Source organism: Robinsoniella peoriensis (assembly GCF_000797495.1).
Taxonomy (GTDB): Bacteria; Bacillota; Clostridia; order Lachnospirales; family Lachnospiraceae; genus Robinsoniella; species Robinsoniella peoriensis.
The window spans coordinates 1-19239 of the sequence record NZ_JTGN01000028.1; the positions used below are offsets into that span (position 1 = coordinate 1).

Genomic DNA, 19239 nt, shown 5'->3' on the forward strand with positions numbered 1-19239 from the left:
GCCATATATAATTTTTCTTCTATATTTCGGTGCAAAAACTATATGGTACTTACAATTCCACTTTGTGTGTGCTAAACTATTATTGTCCATTTGGACTACCTCCTTTGATTTATAAAACGGTTGGCGAACCTATTTTTATTATATCATTGGAGGTTTTTTACACAACGCTAAAGCTATTCCAACCACCCGCAGAGCAGGTGGTTTATTTGTTCTCCAAAGTTCCGTTTTTCGGATCAACGAAAAACTCCTCAATGGAGAACAGGGCCATGCCCTAACAATAAAAATCGGTACTAGATTATCAATAAATCTAATACCGATTTTTTCTTATTATTTAATACTCAATACCGTATTCGCCTTATCTCCCGGCGTATATTCCAGTGTAATCTGATCACCCTCATTATATTTAATAATATCCAGATAATCTACAACTGAGACATCAAAGATCTCCTTATTCCCCTCTAACATAATATAGTAATGGGAATTTCCATCAACAACGCCCTGGGCTATTTTCTGAATCTTGCCTTTGGCTTCATTTACTGATCTTGTTTCCTCCACGGCTATTCCATTCTGCTTTAGAAGGCTTCGATATGATTTTTCACACTCAGCCGCTGTATCTCCGATAGCAACGTTCTGGTATTTTTGAATATTAACCATAGCGTACATTTTGACAAGTCCTGCACTGTCCTTCAATGCCATAAAATAGGTCGGCTCTCCCGCTATATTCAAAAGGAGCGGGAAGGTTGATTTGTACCCAAGATGCTGTACCTGGCCCTCTGCAGAACCCATGGCTGAGTATTCCTCGGCTCCGTTGATCTCGTAAAATCTGGTTTCCATCGTTCGCTGGTTCATCAGCACGAATCCTACATTGGACTGATCACCACTGACAGAAGTAATACCGGTATAAACCCATACATCATCTTCTAATGCCAGATAGTTGTATCCTGTTGTGGTGCGCAGACAGCCTTTCTGTCCCAGAACGCTGTTAAAATAACCATTCTTTAAGGTTCCATAGTAATCATAGAGCTGAACCAAAAGATCAGCAGAATACACATGATCAACCCACTGCGGACAATCTTCTACTGCAAAATCCTGTGTTTCTCCTGTTATGGCATTGCAAAGTACCACTCTTCCGATAGTGACACCGCCAAATAACCCGATATTGTATTTTTTTACCGGGCATACCCAGTATGGGGTACCATTATCATCGATTTCAAAACTAAGTGTATCGAAAATATAAGTCGGATAGCGGAACCTGAGATGTCTGTCAATGTTCCGGTTTAAATGCTCTGATTGTGAATATTTGATCGGCTTATCCAGTTTTACAAGTTCTGTGTCCTGAGTTGCCATATCAATTTTGATATATGCCGGTATTCCTTCTGACTGGTTGGTAAACCACTTAATCAGATTGGCATATACAAGGGGTGTTACTCTAACCGGAGTATCCTGATAATTAATCTGTGTGTACAGATCACTAACTTCAAACTGGGAAACCATGTCTACCATACTGCCCATTTTACGATTTCCTAAAAGTGTTGCAGAATCTCTGTCTAAAAGAGGTATTTTAGAATAATCCGCCTCTTTGATATCCTCATTAAAATCTCTTGTCTGCACAGTGATCAGCTTCTGGTACTTATTTGCATTGATAATCGGGGAAGAAAGAATACTTCCTCCTATATAAACGATAACTACCAATGCCAGTATGCCGATACCAAATTTCAGACCTTTGCTGTCTTTGGCATCCTCTACCGTCCTAATTCTCGGTAAGCCGTAAATAATAACTACGATGACTACAGCTGCCATTAAAAATGTCCAGAATCCGGATGCATGAATATTAATAGCAGGCAAAGTTACGTAGTAATAGATTCCCGCGATCAAAAGAGCTGCAATGACCGCCAGGACTTTCCAACCAAACTTTTTCATATAAATCTCCTCTCCAACTATGTGATAAATATTATCGTATAATCAACAATTATACGTTATACTGCTTTGAAATACAAATTAATTTTGTATAAACATTTCCCGGAGCATGGCAATTTCTTTCGCCCATCCTTCATCATCATTAGGAGTTTCCAGTACAAAGGGCAGACCACAGAGCGCCGGATGATTGATAATCCGGCCGAATGCCTCGATACCAATACTTCCTTCGCCTATTTTGGCATGTCTGTCTTTGTGGCTCTCAAATGGATTCTGGCTGTCATTCAGATGTATGGCACGAAGACGGTCCAGTCCGATTACGCTGTCAAAGTGTGCGATCACCCCATCCAGGTCATTTACAATATCATATCCTGCATCCCAGACATGGCAGGTATCCAGGCATACCCCCAGTTTATCCGATAATTCCACTTTATCAATAATTTCTTTTAATTCTTCAAAAGTGCGTCCAACTTCACTTCCTTTGCCAGCCATCGTCTCCAGCAAAACAATTGTATTCTGTTCCGGTTTTAAGATTTCATTTAGCATCTGTGCAATATAATCTATTCCAATCTCCACTCCCTGCTTTACATGGCTTCCCGGATGGAAATTATAGTAATTTCCGGGCGTATACTCCATACGGCGCAGATCGTCTGCCATTGTATCTTTGGCAAATTTGCGAAGTCCCTCATCTGCAGAACAGCCGTTTAAAGTATAGGGTGCATGTGCGACTATTTTTGCAAAATCCTGTTCTTGAGCAAGTTCCAGATATTTAGCAACATCTGCTTCATCTATTTCTTTCGCTTTTCCTCCTCTTGGATTACGCGTAAAAAATGCAAAGGTGTTGGCTCCCAGCTTCACTGCCTGCTTCCCCATCGCATAATATCCCTTTGAAGAAGAAATATGACTTCCTATATTTAACATTTTGTATCCTCCTTTTTAAATAAAATTCTGTATAACGATCTGCATATTCCTCACATTTCGAAACACATTTACCTGTGGGTAGTACGTTGCCGAAATACTGATTGTATTTTCCCGGTTCTGGTACATTTTCTCTACTTCTGCAGTACCGAATTTTTCCGTAATATAAGTATTAAATTTTTCCACATCTCCAAAATACATGGCATCCATTACCATTCCCTGGGAATTTAAAACCTGCATTTTGATTACATTTTTATTCTGCCCAAGAATTCTGGCACTTAACACATTCAGATTCTTTTCTGCAAATACAGGCTTGGGATTAGCTTTTCCAAATGGCTCCAATACCTCCAGCTCTTCTATCAGTTCTTCTGAAATATAATCGATTGGCATGGCAACGTCAATGGAAACTCTTGGAATAAAATCATCCTCAGTCAATGTTGTAAGTTCATTTAAACGAATTCTTAACTTTTCCACATCTTCTTTTTTTATAGACAATCCTGCCGCCATTGGATGTCCGCCAAATTTTGTAAATAATTCCTGGCATTTCACCATTTCTTCAAACATATTATAGGCTTCAATAGATCGCCCGGAACCTTTCACTCCATCTTCTGCATCCGTCAGTACAAAAACCGGCTTATGAAAACGTTCACGGATACGCCCCGCAATAATACCAGCCAGACTTTCATGGCAGTCCGGAAGATAGACAACCAGCACCTTATCCTCTTTTAATTCTGTAGTCTCCACCAGTTCAACTGCCTGTTCAAATCCTTTCAGCGTCATAGCCTTACGTTCATCATTCAGACTTTTCAGTTCTTCCGCCATCCTAAGCGCATCTCCCTCTGATTCAGCAAGAAGCAGCGCAAGGGCACGTTTAGCCGTATCCAGACGCCCGCTGGCGTTAATGCATGGCCCAAGGACAAAACCAATGTGATAAGCGCATATATCAGACTCTTCCAGACCATTTACTTTTATCAGGGATTTCAAACCATTATTTTGCGTATTAGTCAGGCGCCTGAGCCCCTCTTTGACGATAATACGATTTTCTCCGATCAGGTCCATAACATCACCAACGGTAGCAATTGCTGCAAATTCAATAAACGCTTCTGCTTCTTCTTTGGGTATCTTATGATCTTCGAACATGCAGGATATCAGTTTGAATGCCACTGCCGCACCACAGAGATTGGGAAAAGGATAATTACATTCCGGCTGCTTGGGATTAATAATCACATCTGCATTTGGTCGGATACATATCTTTTCTCCTTCTTCCTCTTTAAATAACAGCTCATGATGATCCGTAATAATAACTGTCATTCCCAGTTTTTTCGCATATGCAATCTGGTCTATTGCGGCTATGCCATTGTCACAGGTTACAATGGTATCCACACCTTCCTCATATGCATACTGTATCAGCTGTTCATTGATTCCGTACCCATCTTTCATTCTGTCAGGGATCTCGTAATCTACATTGGCATTGCACCGCAGAAGGCCCTTATATAGGATATAGGTCGCATTGACCCCGTCAATATCATAATCTCCAATAATACGGATTTTTTTGCCTTCATTGATCTTATTGTTCAAAAGAGCGACAGCTTCCCGGGCACCACGTAAAAGTTTAGGATCATGAAGATCCGCCAATCCGCCATTCAAGTATTCCTTAATCGCTTCATCCCCTACAATATCCCGGTTGCGAATTATCCTGGCGGTCACCTGATTAATTCCAAATCTGCTGGAAATTTCCTTGAAATCTGCTCTTTTTGCCGTTACAAACCATTTTTCCAAAATCAATTCTCCTTTGTATATAACCTGAAAATGAAAGATACCCCCGGTACTCGCATACCAGAGGTACTTTCATTTATTATTATTTTTTCTTAGTCTTAATCTTTGTTTTGAATACATACCAGAGTGCACCGGTAATGCATACAGAAGAATAAGCTCCACATACAATACCAACCATCAGCGGCAATGCAAATTCACGGATCGAAGATACACCCATGACAAACAGCACTGCGATCATAATAAAAGTGGTAAGGGATGTGTAGATACTTCTTGTGAGTGTCTGCGTAATACTCACATTTACAACCTCTGCAATATTGTCCTTATTCTTCATTGCTGCCATATTTTCACGGATTCTATCGAATATAACAATAGTCGCATTAATAGAATAACCAACAATTGTCAGCATACATGCAATAAATGTATTACCTACCGATACTCTTGCCAGTGCATAGAATGCCAGTACTACTAATACGTCATGAAGCAGTGCAACAACCGCACTTGTGGCAAAACGAAGATCTTTAAACCGGAACCAGATATAGATCAGCATACAGATTGTAGCTACCACAACCGCTACTATAGCATCGGTTCTCATCTCTGAACTTACAGTGGAAGAAATACTTTCTGCAGTAATCAGTGTGGTGTCTACATCAAAATCTTTCTTCAATGCATCGCTTAATTCCTGTCTCTCATCCAGATTCAGTTCTCTTGTTTTGATTATTACCTGATTTGTTCCGCTTACTTTTTGTGTCTGAATATTTGCATCCTTCGTTACACCCTGTACCACAGGTTTAACCTTAGAATCAATATCTGATATACTCAGATCTTCATTAAACGTTACATTTGTTGAAGTACCACCCATGAATTCAAGGCTGTAATTCAATGATTTATTTCCCTGCGTACTGTTAAATATCATAGATGCCGGTCCAACCACAATCAGAACAATTGATATAATAAAGAAAATATTTTTTTTGCTCAGGAAATTGATTGTTTTCCTTGCTTTCTGTTTTCCATATAACTTTTCACCCTTTAAGCCCAGCGTAAAGAAGGCATTGATGATCAGTCTTGAAATTACAAGTGCCGTAAACATGGATAACACAATACCAAGTGCCAGTGTCTGTGCAAATCCCTGTACACTGCCGGTACCCATTAACCCAAGTACTGCTGCTGCAATCAGGGTTGTGATATTACCATCAATAATTGCTGAGAATGCTTTCTGGAAACCTGACTTAATTGCAGACTTAACGCTTTTTCCTGCTGCAACTTCTTCACGGATTCTGGCATAGATAATAACGTTGGCATCCACCGCCATACCAATGGAAAGTATAATACCTGCAATACCCGGTAAGGTTAGTGTTAAATCAAATGCATTCAGGCATAAAAGCATAAGTCCTGTGTAAATCAACAGTGAAATACCGGCAACAATACCCGGAAGCAGATATACCACGATCATGAATATAATTACGACTGCAAGACCGATGGCTCCTGCAATTAAACTGCTTGAAATTGCTTCTTCACCAAGCTGTGCTCCTACCACGTTAGAACGAAGTTCTTCCAGTTCCAGTGAAAGGGAACCAATACGAATAGAGGACGCCAGTGTTTCTGCTTCTTCCTGATCAGCCATACCGGAGATATATGCTTTTCCGCCGGTAATTGCCTCATTTACTTTTGGTGCGCTGATTACATTGCCATCATAGACAATCTTAATCTGTTTTCCAACATTTGCTGCAGTAGCATCTGCAAATTTGGTGGTTCCTTCTTTTGTCAGAAGCAGTTCAACAACATATTCCTTATTTCCCATTTCATCGTTTTGAACTCTTGCTTCCGCACTGTCAACATCCGTACCATTTAACACAACAGAACCATCTGTTAATTCAAACTGCAGAGAACCTGGCTTGCCGAGTTCTTCCAGAATCTTGTTCGCATCTGTTACACCAGGGATTTCAATGTTGATACGGTCACTGCCTTCCTGATAAACCTGCGCTTCCGTGCTGTACTGAGATACACGCTGCTGTAATTTGTAGATGGTATCTTTCATATCTTCTTCAGACGGAGTCTCATCTCCCACTGCCTGATATGTAATACTTACACCGCCGGATAAATCCAGACCGGTCTTAATATTTCTGGCAGAACCAGTTCCTGTAGGACCAAATCCCACTGCTGTAGTAAATGCCAAAAGCCCCAATAAAATCGTCATGGCAACAACTACAATAATCGCTTTTTGCTTGTTCATGATGCTTCTCCTTCTCTCTCTTTTGTAATCTCTAATCCAAAGACGCCTGTGCCGCTTTAATCATAATTGCACATTCAACACGCTTGCGCTGCAATTCACATCCAATGTCATAGGCATCATTAATCTGCCCGTGGAATTTAAATGAATTTGCTGCACATCCACCGCTGCAGTAAAATCTGGCAAAGCATTTCCTGCACTTATCCTTTGCATAGACGTTGCAGCATTTGAACTCATCGCGCATATCCGTCTTTGTTACACCTTCATCCACATTTCCCATCAGAAATTCTTCTTCCCCTACAAACTGATGGCATGGATACAGATCCCCCCATGGAGTGACTGCCAGATATTCCGTACCGGAACCACACCCTGACAACCTTTTGTACACGCAGGGACCCCCTGTTAAATCTATCATAAAATGGAAGAAGTTAAATCCTTTACCCTCTTTTTCACGTTTTACCATTTCTGCTGCCAGCTTATCATATTCTGCACAGACAGATGCAATATCTTCTTCACGGATTGCATACTCTTCTTCCGGAAGGGATACTACCGGTTCCACCGATATCTGCTCAAAGCCAAGATCAGCCAGGTGCAGTACATCTTTGGCAAAGTCCAGGTTGTTTCTGGTAAAGGTTCCTCTCACATAATATTTTTCCTGATTTCTGCTGTCTGCAAATTTCTGAAATTTGGGGACGATTAAATCATAACTGCCTTTTCCATTACGGAAAGGTCTCATAAGATCATTGACTTCCTGTCGTCCATCAATGCTAAGTACCACATTTGCCATTTCTTTATTGGCAAATTCCATGATCTCCTCATTAAGAAGAACACCATTGGTTGTCAATGTAAACCGGAAGTTCTTGCCATGGATCTTCTCCTGCTCTCTTCCGTATTTGACCAGATCTTTTACTACCTGCCAGTTCATAAGCGGTTCTCCGCCAAAGAAATCCACTTCCAGATTTTTTCTGGAACCTGAGTTGGCAATTAGAAAATCCAAAGCTTTCTTTCCAACTTCAAAACTCATAAGAGCCCGTCTTCCGTGGTATTCCCCTTCTTCTGCAAAGCAGTATTTACAGGCAAGATTGCAGTCATGTGCGATATGCAGGCAAAGTGCTTTTACAACTGTCTGCCTTTTCTTAAAATCGATAATTGCTTCTTCATAAATATCTTCGGTAAAAAGTACACCTGCTTCTTTTAATTCCTCACACTCAGCAATCGCTTCCATAATCTCTGTACTGCCATATGTATCCTTTAACCGGTCTGCGATTTCCTCATGCTTCAGTCCTTCTTCTATAAAAGGAACCACGTCATAAACGATGTCATCCACTACATGGATGGCTCCGCTGTTCACATCCAGAATGATGTTAAAGCCATTATTTTTATATTGATGGACCACTGTATATCCCCTTTCAAATCCACTCCATGAAAAAAATACCCGGCAAATACCTGACGGGTTTAAGAGCAGTATTCATTTCGTATAATAAGCAGCGACGCATGATCGCTGCTTATATTGTTTTCTTATTTATTATTTTCGCAGCTCTGATTTCCAACCGTACAGGATGTCTTACATGCTGACTGGCAGGAAGTCTGACATTCTCCACAGCCACCTTTTTTCATCGTATTCTGAAGTACCTGTGTATTTAATGTTTTAATATGTTTCATGGTCTTAGCCTCCTTATTTCATGAACTTGTGCTATTATAACATATATTTTTTTATTTTAAAAGTGTTTTTTTATACACTTTTTTCACATTTGTGTGTTATAGTAGTCAAATAAACTACATACCAAAGAAAGGATTTATCATTTATGAAGAAGAAATTCATTGTTTTTGCACTCACTTTGTGCATGACAGCAACTTTAGCCTTAAGCGGCTGCCAAAAAAAATACGTCACCCTGGGAGATTATAAGGGTCTTAAACTTGAAAAAGTAGTACCCGAAGTCACAGACGATGAAGTACAAGGCGAGATTGACACTGCTCTGGAAGACAATGCAACTTCAACTGAGATCACCGACAGGGCTGCCAAAGAAGGGGATACGGTTACCATGGACTTTGAAGGAAAAGTTAACGGTACCGCTTTTGATGGAGGTACTGCCACAGATTATGACCTGGAACTGGGAAGCGGTGAATTTATCGAAGGTTTTGAAGAACAGTTAGTCGGGGTAAAAAAAGATGAGAAAAAGGATGTTACGGTTACCTTCCCGGAAGATTACGGCGATGATAATTTAAATGGCAAAGAAGCTGTCTTCTCTGTAACGGTAAAGGCAATTAAAGAAATCATTCCTGCAACCTATAACGATGAATTCGTAAGCAGTATTTCTGATTTTAAGACCACCGCAGATTACGAAGAGAATCTGAAAAACGAACTTCTTGCAAGTAAGGAAGAAGATTCGGAATATACCTTAAAAGATGATGCCATTAATACAGTTATAGCAAATTCAACTTTTAACGGTTATCCGGATGATTTATATGAAAAATGTAAAAAGCAGGTAGATGAAAGTAATGCCTATTACGCAGAATTATTTGGTGTTACCATAGAAGACCTGGCCGGAAGTGAAGAAGATATCAAACAGACTGTAATCAGTACCGTAAATGAACAGCTTGCTATCGAAGCAATTGCGGAAAAAGAAAAAATAAGTGTTACTGATGAAGAATACAAATCTTATGTAAATGATAATCTTGAATATTATGAAGTAACTTCTGTAGAAGAATTTGAAAAAAATAACGACAAAGACAGTGTTATGAGTGAACTGCTTAAAGATAAAGTATGCCAGTTCCTGGTTGACAATGCTCAGGTTACAGAGGTTACGGAAGACGAAAAATATAGTGAAGACGGCGAAGGCGATGAATTCGGTGATGAAACTGAACCGCCAATGGACGATACCGAGGCCCTTGAAAGCGAGACAGAGACTGCAGCTTAACTTAGGTATAGCTCCGGATGCTCCCAAATATCAAAAGTAAATCATTAAAAAAGGAGTGGACAGTTCCCGTACTTTTCGGGCCTGCCCACTCCTTTCTTTTCTTCTTACAAACTACATGAAACAAATACTCAGATTAATTTTATAAAACTACTATCGTTTATTCCCCTGACTGCTGGAAAACTGCGCTCTGGCCAGCCAGCAGCATTTCATGCTCTTCACGGCTTCTGCTGATGAACTCGTAAGTCAGAAACAGCGGGCTGATCCGTTTCACCAGCCCGGGTACCTGAGGATCTGTGAAAGGCAGATGCAGATCTATCTGAAAAATATAAGTAAAGATCTGAGACCAGCGTTCATAATAACGGTCCTTCCAGGCAATCTCTGCTTTTTGCATCTCTTTTACAACCTCACCGGTCAGCGACTGATTCAAATGAATACCTTTGATCCAGCTGCATAATTCCCCATGCTCATCCAGCTGCTTTTGAATATAAGCAACTCCTTCCCCCAGGTCTTTTATATCCGGGTTTGTATGGAGCAGGTGTCCCGTATCCAGCATAATCCCTTTTTTCCCGTAGTGGATGCCGTCCATAAGCATCTGTGTCATCCTGGGGTTCGTAAATGTAAATCCAGGCCACCACAAATTTTCCATCAAAAAATAAAACGTATAATTCTTATCATCCAAAAGGGTATTCACCATTTGACATACAGCCTGGATAACTTCTTCATCTGTGTAATCAAACTGATACGTTAACGACTCCTGTATCTTAACCTCGCTGACATGAAATACAACATATTCTGCATTTACACTTTGTGCAAAATCCAGATTTTTCTGAATTTTCTGAAGCAATGCCTCCCTGGTTCTGCCGCCGAATACTTCTTCTACTGTATCCATATTGTCATACTCCCGAATCAAAGCCTCTTCATTCTCCATCCATAAATCCATCCAGGCATTAAAAGAAATCAAATGGACTCCTATCACCTGTTCAGCCGGGATCTTACAGGTATCATTTAACCCAATATTCATATACTCATATCCGTCACATTCAAATTTATGGCAAAATGCCAGTAAGTCCTGATCTCCGTGAAAACGCTTTAGGTCATCCGGGCTATCTGTCAGATTTATCATCCGTTTCATTCTTTTCCACCTCTTTATTATGTTTCTTCACCTTTTGAATACCGGTGCAATGATTTTTCAGCCATGCCCTTGCAAGCCATGACAAAATAAGCTATAATTCTTAAAACAATGAATAGCAAAGGATGACATTATGAAGCTGAACAAACAATTTTCTATTACAGGATACACATTAAAAATGATCGCTATTATCACCATGCTCATAGACCACATTGGAGCATTTACTCTTGGGGAAGGATTATTATATCAGGATTATGTTCAGAACAATCCTGTCCTTTTTCAGAATCTGAAAATCCTCTATATAGTGATGCGTCAGATCGGCCGTCTGGCATTCCCAATCTTCTGTTTTCTGTTAGTAGAAGGTTTCCTTCATACCAAAAATGTACGGAAATACGCTCTTAGGCTGCTTCTTTTTGCATTCATTTCAGAAGTTCCTTTTGATCTGGCAATAGGGGGAACATTCTTTGACTTCAGTCAGCAGAATATTTTCTTTACTTTATTTATTGGCCTGCTTGTCATGATAGCCGCTTCCCGCTTTGAAGGAAAAATCTTATTTCAGCTGATCATTTTTATCATCGGAATGCTGTCCGGTTACCTGCTAAACGTAGACTATAGCTATATGGGCATTTTCCTATTGGAAGTCCTGTATTTCTTCCGCTTTAACAGAAGAAACCAGGTGTGCAGCGGAGCAATTTCCGTTTTGTGGGAACCTGCAGCCGCCTTATCCTTTATTCCCATTTGGTTTTATAACGGGGAGCGGGGACGTTCCATGAAATATTTCTTCTACTGGTTTTATCCGGTGCACATATTGATTCTTGCCGCTGTTAACATGATTTTCTTTACGAATTAGACGTTCTATCCTTCAACGATCAGATAACGTCCATCTGGAAGATGGAATACTTCAGAAGCCTCTTTTAGTTCATCCCCGGACATATCCGAAGTGTCCATTCCGGCTTCTTCAAAATAATCTCTGACATCTTCCAGTGTATCAACTACCACCGCCATTACATCATCCAGAAACTCATCTGCTTCTTCAGGTGTTTCTGCAACTTTCTCATCAAATAATTGTAACTGGTTTTCTAAAAATGCATTCAGGCACATATCATCATATTTATACATTCATATTCCTCCTCTTAGTGTGTTTCGGTATGTTTACTTTAAAATGAAACATCCTTAGATTCCAACAATGTTTTCATAACTTTTAAAACACCGTCATTTACGTTTTCATCAGCAATGTGTTTTGCCGCTTCCAATACTTTTGGCTGTGCATTGGCAACAGCATAGCTCTCTTCTGCGCTGGCAATCATACCCAGATCATTATTATTGTCACCAAATACCATGGTTTCTTCTCTTGAAATACGAAGAGTCTGCTGGATAGTCTGCAGTGCTTTTCCCTTATCTGCATCAAAATCCATAAAGTCAATCCATGGTTCTCCTGCAATCGTCACATGGAACCTGTCTTTCCACTGTGCAATCACTTCCTCCGAAATATCCTGAACACCGGTACTTTTATAGATTGAAATTTTGATAATCTCAATATCTTCTTTCAGTACATCCGGGACAAGACGCATATCATTGTGGTATCCATCCGTCAGCAATTTCCAAAAATCCGCGTCATTATCTTCGATATACATTGGCCCCCTGGTAGATGCGGTCAAATAACATCCCGGCTGCCTGCGGATAAATCGGATCAGCTCTTCTGCATCCTTACGGTTTAGTACGGTAGATGACACTTCATAGCCTCTGCAGACCACATTTGAGCCGTTTTCAGAAACAAATATCATCTCATTTTCGATTGGTGCAAACAATCTGCGGATACTTGCATACTGCCTTCCGCTTGCAGCCGCAAAAAGAGTGCCCTGGTCTTTTAATTTCAGGATCACATCGAAAATTTCTTCATTTATTTTATCGCTTCCTTCTACCAGCAATGTACCATCAATATCTGATGCAACTAATTTAATCATAGTTTTACCTCCTGCATATCGCAGACCTGCCTGCGATACTGCCTTAATAAGTAGTTTGAAAACGCTATTCTTTCAAACTTTTCCTCCCGTGCTGCATTTTCTATGGCTCATATCCGTTCTATTTGCATGTAATTTATTATCATATTTTCCATCCAATACTTCTTCAAGGGTTTTTTCTACCTGATCTGTATGAAAATTGCAGATGTCCAGAATCCCCGGCTGGGCATTGTCCATAGCAAAACTATAGGAAACATTTTGAAGCATTTCCACATCATTATAATGATCCCCAAATGCCATTGTCTCCTGTGGTGTAACCTGAAGTTCACGGAACAGATCCTGCATCGCTGTTCCTTTATTGATACCTTTTGGAACGGTATCCAGCCAAAGATTGCCGGAGGTCACAACCGTAACTTCCTTTCCAAACCGTTCATTCCAATAATCCTCAGAATTATTAATCCCGTTTTTTTCATAAACTGAAATTTTCAGATAAGGTTCTTCTACTTTCAGAATGTCATCTACTACCGTTACTGTATTTTTAACCACATCACGGATGTGTATCATATATGCCTCATCCTTTGGCTGTATGTAACAGGTATTTACACCTGACAGCAGAGCTTCACATCCTTCCCGCTCCATCATCGCATTCAGAATCTCCTGACCGGTAGTTCTTGGAATGATATGCTTCGCTAATATCTTATCCTGGTATACCACAAGGGAGCCATTCTCACAAATAAAAGCAATCTCATCACTGACCGGAGCAAACAGCCTTTTCAGATTTGGATACTGTCTTCCGCTGGCCGCTACAAAAATGCGCCCCTGCTTTGTCAGTTCATGAATCAGCTGGACAGTTCCGGGATTTAACTCCTGCGCGCCATTCTGCAATAAAGTTCCGTCTAAATCGCTTGCAATTAACTTAATCATATTTATTCCCACTGCATATTGCAGGCTTGCCTGCAATACTGCCACAATCAAACAGGTTGAAAGAATCACATCGTGGCGTCCTTTCTGCATCGTAATTTTCTTTCAACCTTATCTCCTCCGTACATCGCAAGCAGACCTGAGATTTTCCTGTTCCAGAATTACTGAGATTTCCGAAGGACTGTTTACAATTCTTTTGGCGTGATTTTCTTCTAACTCTACTCTGTCACGGAATCCCCACAAAACACCCACCGTATCCATTCCTGCCGCATTTCCTGTCTGCATATCGGTATTCGTATCCCCTATATACAGGCATTCATCACACGAAACCTGAAAATATTCTGCAATCTTGATCGCTCCATCCGGGGCCGGCTTTCTTGGAATTCCTTCCTGCTGTCCCTGTATGTAATCAAAATAGCCTTTGCCAAATAGTGATTCTACTACATCTATCGCCTGTTCATGAGGCTTATTCGAAAAAACGCTGATTTTAATATTATGGCCTTTTAACCACTCCAACAATTCTACAATTCCCGGAAACGGCTTCACATGATACATACAATCCTTTGCAAAATAAGTACCGTACAAACGGCTAAGCTCATCAAAACCTTCGCATTGCAAGTCACCATTTTCCCTCAGGCACCTTCGTACCAGCTCTGCTGATCCATCTCCCGCAAAATACCGGAACCGGTCAGTCGGAAAAGCGGATAGTCCCATGGCTTCAAGCGCGCGGTTTCCACAATAGGCCAATGATTCTACTGTATCAGCCAGTGTCCCATCTAGGTCAAAGATACATACTTTAATCATAATATCTCCTCTTTCTTTGCTATGGTGAATATTGTTATTTCTTCAAAATACTAGAATATCACGAAAAATTCCCCGAGTCAATGACCCGGGGAACTTACTGTACTAGATGATCTCCTGAAACAAATCTTTTACTGTTGGATAAATCTTCACAAACTTTTTATACTTTTCTTCGTATTTTGCAGCAATTTCAGGTGTGGGGTCAATTGTATCCACTACACGCACAATACCGGCTGCCGCTTCTTCCACATTTTTGTATTCGCCGCAGGCAACTGCCGCCAGCATTGCTCCGCCAAGTCCCGGGCCTTCTTCGCTGGCAATGACATCCACTTTAATGTTTAATACATTTGCAACAATCTTCTTCCAAAGGGGACTCTTGGCACCGCCCCCGCAGATCTTCGTTCTTTCGATATGAATCCCTAAGGATTTCGCTACTTCGAATGAATCCCGGATTGCAAATGCAACCCCTTCCAATACAGCCTGGGTCATATCTGCCCTAGTGGTATCCATGGTCATGCCGATAAAGGTTCCTCTTGCATCTGGATTGTTGTGAGGGGAACGCTCTCCCATCAGGTATGGCAGGAAAAACACATTATTCTGTCCCAATTTTGTGATTTCACTTTGCTCTTTTGCATAATCTTTGGTACAGATAATTTCATCCATCCACCATTTATTGCAGGATGCGGCACTTAACATGCATCCCATCAGGTGGTAATGTCCGTCTGCATGGGCAAAAGCATGAAGTGCATTGTGCTCATCTACGCCAAAATCTTTACTGGAAATAAAAATTGTTCCGGAGGTACCAAGAGAAATATTACACATCCCATCTCCCACGGTACCGGTTCCCACAGCTGCTGCCGCATTATCTCCTGCACCTGCAACAACCTTCACAGTTTCCGGAAGACCCAGCTCTTTTGCGACCTCCGGTTTTAAGGTACCGACTATCTCATAACTTTCATAGATCTTTGCAACCTGTTCTTCTGTAATGCCGCAGATATCCAGCATTTCTTTGGACCAGCATTTATTCTTCACATCAAAAATCAGCATACCGGAAGCATCGGATACATCGGTACAGAACGCTCCGGATAATTTATATGCCAGATAATCCTTTGGCAGCATAATCTTTTTTATTCTTGCAAAATTTTCCGGCTCATTATTTTTAACCCAGAGAATTTTTGGTGCCGTGAAACCGGCAAATGCAATATTCGCCGTATATTCGGATAATTTATCCTTTCCGATAACTTCATTTAAATAGTCGGTTTCTTTTCCGGTTCTGCCGTCATTCCAGAGAATAGCCGGGCGGATTACCTCATCCTTATCATCCAGTATCACCAATCCATGCATCTGTCCGCCAAAGCTGATTCCGGCAACCTCCGCCTTATTACAATCTGCTATCAGTTCCTGTATTCCCGCTACTACTGCACTCCACCAATCTTCCGGTTTCTGTTCAGACCATCCGGGATTCGGAAAATAAAGCGGATACTCTTTTGAAACTACATTTTTAATGGTACCATCTGCTTCCATTAACAAAAGCTTTACTGCAGACGTACCTAAATCTACTCCTATATATAACATCTGTCCGTTTCCTCTCTTCCTTTAAAAAATATCCCTGCCCATGTAACATCACCTGTGCATTGCTGACTGCCACAATATTCAGCCAAATTACAAAGCAATGCTTTCACATCAGCCGTATCATTTTGATTTCAATAACAGAAAGCCCGCACTGCGAGCTTCCTATTTTCTTAAATTATACTGCCGTTGTTATGCAAATGGATTTTCGGTCTTATATAACATTCCTTTTGGCTGGTTAAATCCGATTTCTTCTACATCTACACCGATGAACTTGAATACTTCATAAAGTGCTTTTCCGTAATGTCCAAACGCAACTGCTCCATGATGAGGATAATTTCCTTCTACTAATACATGACGATAAAATCTTCCCATTTCCGGTATTGCGAAGATACCAATCGCACCGAAGGAACGTGTTGCTACCGGGAGAACTTCACCATGTGCAATGTATGCACGCAGTTTGGAATCAGCCGTACTCTGCAGTCTGTAGAATGTAATGTCTCCAGGAACAATATCTCCTTCCAAAGTACCCTGTGTTACTTCTTCCGGAAGCGCTCTTGCCATAATCATCTGATATTTCATAGCACAGAAAGATAATTTTTTAGAACTGGTGTTACCACAATGGAAGCCCATGAAAGTATCTTTCTGAGTATAGTCAAATTTGCCTTTGATATCATCAGCATACATATCATTTGGAACAGTATTGTTAATATCCAGTAAAGTAACAACATCTTCGCTTACGCAGGTTCCGATAAATTCACTGAGTGCTCCATAAATATCCACTTCACAGGATACCGGGATTCCCATTCCGGTAAGTCGGCTGTTCACATAGCATGGAACGAATCCAAACTGTGTCTGGAAAGCAGGCCAGCATTTTCCTGCAATTGCTACATATTCTCTATAACCTTTATGCGCTTCTACCCAGTCTAAGAGTGTCAGTTCATATTGTGCAAGTTTAGCAAGAATTTCCGGTTTTTTATTACCTTCTCCAAGCTCAGATTCCATATCTTTCACTACATCTGCGATACGTGGGTCATCTGCATGCTTATTAAATGCTTCGAATAAATCCAGTTCTGAATTTTCTTCAATCTCTACCCCTAAGTTATAGAGCTGTTTAATTGGTGCATTGCAAGCAAGGAAATTCAAAGGACGAGGACCAAAGCTTATGATTTTCAATTTAGAAAGTCCCACAACTGCTCTTGCAATCGGAACAAATTCTTCTATCATATCTGCGCATTCTTCTGCATTTCCAACCGGATATTCCGGAATGTATGCTTTAATATTACGAAGTTTTAAATTATAGCTGGCATTTAACATACCGCAATAAGCATCTCCGCGACCCTGAACCAGATTGTCTCCGCTTTCTTCTGCTGCTGCAACAAACATGGATGGTCCATCAAAATGTTTTGCTAACAATGTTTCGGAAATTTCCGGTCCGAAGTTCCCCAGATATACAACCAGTGCATTACAGCCTGCTTTCTTTACGTCTTCTAATGCCTGCACCATATGAATTTCACTTTCAACGATGCAGATTGGACATTCATAAATGTTTTCTGCATTATATTTTTCTTTATACGCTTTTACCAGAGCTTCTCTTCTGGATACGGATAAAGATTCCGGGAAACAGTCCCTGCTTACAGCTACAATACCGATTTTAACTTTTGGCATGTTGTTCATTTTTTTCCTCCTGAATAAAATACTATGATTTATGGTTATTTTAATATTTTCTTTCTTACTATGTTTTAAGACCTGGTTTTCCTATAAAGAAAGGTTTTCCCCTTTGATTCCGTTAAATGCCCCATCGATTTTTGCATCCGGATGCGCAACCAGCCATTTATTCTTAGCTGTTAAAAGTTTATCTTCCTGATCTCCTCCATGGCACTGGTCCAAAGGAAGGTTTGTATCTCTTGGGAGAATTACCACACACTGGAATCCCTCTTCCCGGGTATTACAGGGTGCATAGTGAAGAGTTGTTGCATAGACTTCTATTACGGTTCCCGCCGGAACAAAAAATGCTTCAATTTTTGACGAATCATATGTATAGTCTGCTTCGATATCCTGCTGCATTCCCAGCATAAGTACTAAATCTGTCACTGCCACATTTACTTCTGATGAACGGTGATATTCTACTGCATTTAATAAATGATTATGTCCGTTGCAGTAACCAATCTGTATTGGTAATTCGCCGTATGCTATTGTCTGCATCCTCTCATATACCGGCAGCTCTTCCAGTTCTGAAACAGATGGAACATAGATTACATCTTCCGGAAGGGGTGTCGATTTCATCTTCTCAATTAATTCACCGCAGTCAATATCTTTTACAATGCGGCCATACTTTCTGAACTTTTCATCGGTTACTTTGTAAGTTTCAAGCACAGAATTCATCCTCCTTTATGCTTTCTGAAATAATTAGTTCATTTACTAAACTTTATATCCACAGTATACTTCTTGTTTGGTAATTTTGTCAACTGTTTTTTACAAATCCCATATACTTTTTCTCCAGCCTAATAATTTCATCTTAAATTTGGGTTTTGCTGAGAAGGGGACGCTTTGTAAATGATAGGTAGTGTACGGAAAGATGGGTGTAGGAAACTGGCATGGGCTCCGTCAGCTGGCCGCAGAACTGGTATTTTCTAACCTTTCCGAAGCGCTTTTTGGCGGCACGCGGGCATTCGCTCCGAAATCCTGATGCATTTCGCAGCTCACTGCCCGCTTAGTATCCGATGGGAGCCAGTCGAATACTATCCGCCAAAAAGCACTCCGGAAAGGTAAGTAAATACTCAGCTCTGCTCTACGCTTCCTCCGCCCATGCCAGTTTCCCACACCCATCTTTCCGAGATAGCATTCTATAATGTACCCATAAGTGTGGACACATCATTTAGCGGGGCTCCCATTTTTTTAGACATCCCTTCCCATTAGTTCCATATAAATGGACACCCCCTCACCTTTCAGAACCCCAATTGTGGACATGCCTTGCTGGTATACCCTGTTTCTGGGACAACTGGCTTGGATGATTGCTGAGGCCTCTTTTGGCTTAGACACCTCTCTTGGCTTATGGTATTCTTATCTAAGAACAGGAGGAATACCATGACCAAAAACCCTTTT

The 19239-nt window shown here is 40.7% G+C and carries 18 protein-coding genes; 3 read left to right on the plus strand and 15 right to left on the minus strand.

The features are described 5' to 3' along the window. From QR40_RS29115 to scfA, 7 genes are all read right to left on the minus strand, one after another. A partial coding sequence (locus tag QR40_RS29115; RefSeq protein ID WP_044297894.1) for a transposase occupies window positions 1-90 on the minus strand: 90 nt, incomplete at its 3' end. Between the two features lie 237 nt (window positions 91-327). Further along, window positions 328-1920, minus strand: coding sequence for a hypothetical protein (locus QR40_RS29120; protein ID WP_027294812.1), 1593 nt, complete (start codon window positions 1918-1920; stop codon window positions 328-330). 78 nt (window positions 1921-1998) lie between these two features. Next, a complete protein-coding gene (locus QR40_RS29125) occupies window positions 1999-2835 on the minus strand; it encodes a deoxyribonuclease IV (protein WP_044297895.1) in 837 nt (278 codons plus the stop codon). Window positions 2836-2850: 15 nt separating this feature from the next. Next, entirely contained in the window at window positions 2851-4611 is a 1761-nt protein-coding gene (gene recJ / locus QR40_RS29130; RefSeq protein ID WP_044297896.1) for a single-stranded-DNA-specific exonuclease RecJ, read from the minus strand. Between the two features lie 79 nt (window positions 4612-4690). After that, window positions 4691-6838, minus strand: a complete 2148-nt coding sequence (gene secD, locus QR40_RS29135; RefSeq protein WP_027294815.1) for a protein translocase subunit SecD — start codon at window positions 6836-6838, stop codon at window positions 4691-4693. A 31-nt stretch (window positions 6839-6869) separates the two neighbouring features. Next, complete coding sequence (scfB, locus tag QR40_RS29140) at window positions 6870-8231, minus strand: thioether cross-link-forming SCIFF peptide maturase (RefSeq protein ID WP_044297897.1); 1362 nt, start codon at window positions 8229-8231, stop codon at window positions 6870-6872. Window positions 8232-8353: 122 nt separating this feature from the next. After that, entirely contained in the window at window positions 8354-8497 is a 144-nt protein-coding gene (scfA, locus tag QR40_RS29145; protein ID WP_044289475.1) for a six-cysteine ranthipeptide SCIFF, read from the minus strand. A 143-nt stretch (window positions 8498-8640) separates the two neighbouring features. On the opposite strand from scfA, the gene tig reads away from it, so the two are divergent. Beyond that, window positions 8641-9753: a trigger factor gene (gene tig / locus QR40_RS29150; RefSeq protein ID WP_027294817.1), complete on the plus strand. Its 1113-nt coding sequence runs from the start codon at window positions 8641-8643 to the stop codon at window positions 9751-9753. A 157-nt stretch (window positions 9754-9910) separates the two neighbouring features. Here tig and QR40_RS29155 read toward each other — a convergent pair whose 3' ends face one another. Continuing rightward, window positions 9911-10885 (minus strand): apurinic/apyrimidinic endonuclease family protein, encoded by a 975-nt coding sequence (locus QR40_RS29155; protein WP_052431123.1) that lies wholly within the window; start codon window positions 10883-10885, stop codon window positions 9911-9913. Between the two features lie 130 nt (window positions 10886-11015). Between QR40_RS29155 and QR40_RS29160 the strand changes: the two genes are divergently transcribed. Further along, complete coding sequence (locus tag QR40_RS29160) at window positions 11016-11732, plus strand: TraX family protein (RefSeq protein WP_044297898.1); 717 nt, start codon at window positions 11016-11018, stop codon at window positions 11730-11732. Window positions 11733-11737: 5 nt separating this feature from the next. Here the strand turns inward: QR40_RS29160 and QR40_RS29165 are convergent, their stop codons facing one another. The 7 genes from QR40_RS29165 to QR40_RS29195 form a co-directional block, all read right to left on the minus strand. Next, on the minus strand, window positions 11738-12001 hold the full coding sequence (locus QR40_RS29165) for a glyoxalase (RefSeq protein WP_027294819.1): 264 nt from the start codon (window positions 11999-12001) through the stop codon (window positions 11738-11740). A gap of 38 nt (window positions 12002-12039) precedes the next feature. Next, entirely contained in the window at window positions 12040-12846 is an 807-nt protein-coding gene (locus QR40_RS29170) for an HAD family hydrolase (protein WP_044297899.1), read from the minus strand. Between the two features lie 72 nt (window positions 12847-12918). Continuing rightward, complete coding sequence (locus QR40_RS29175) at window positions 12919-13812, minus strand: HAD family hydrolase (RefSeq protein ID WP_242849119.1); 894 nt, start codon at window positions 13810-13812, stop codon at window positions 12919-12921. 63 nt (window positions 13813-13875) lie between these two features. Further along, window positions 13876-14568 carry an HAD family hydrolase gene (locus QR40_RS29180; protein ID WP_027294821.1) on the minus strand — a complete coding sequence of 231 codons (693 nt, stop codon included), beginning with the start codon at window positions 14566-14568 and terminating at the stop codon, window positions 13876-13878. Window positions 14569-14670: 102 nt separating this feature from the next. Then, window positions 14671-16140, minus strand: coding sequence for a xylulokinase (xylB, locus tag QR40_RS29185; protein ID WP_044297900.1), 1470 nt, complete (start codon window positions 16138-16140; stop codon window positions 14671-14673). A 186-nt stretch (window positions 16141-16326) separates the two neighbouring features. Further along, on the minus strand, window positions 16327-17811 hold the full coding sequence (locus QR40_RS29190; RefSeq protein WP_044297901.1) for an L-fucose/L-arabinose isomerase family protein: 1485 nt from the start codon (window positions 17809-17811) through the stop codon (window positions 16327-16329). A gap of 81 nt (window positions 17812-17892) precedes the next feature. After that, window positions 17893-18519 carry a DUF4867 family protein gene (locus QR40_RS29195; protein WP_027294824.1) on the minus strand — a complete coding sequence of 209 codons (627 nt, stop codon included), beginning with the start codon at window positions 18517-18519 and terminating at the stop codon, window positions 17893-17895. Window positions 18520-18700: 181 nt separating this feature from the next. Between QR40_RS29195 and QR40_RS32785 the strand changes: the two genes are divergently transcribed. Then, entirely contained in the window at window positions 18701-18823 is a 123-nt protein-coding gene (locus tag QR40_RS32785; RefSeq protein ID WP_255348096.1) for a hypothetical protein, read from the plus strand. Window positions 18824-19239 lie beyond the last annotated feature (416 nt).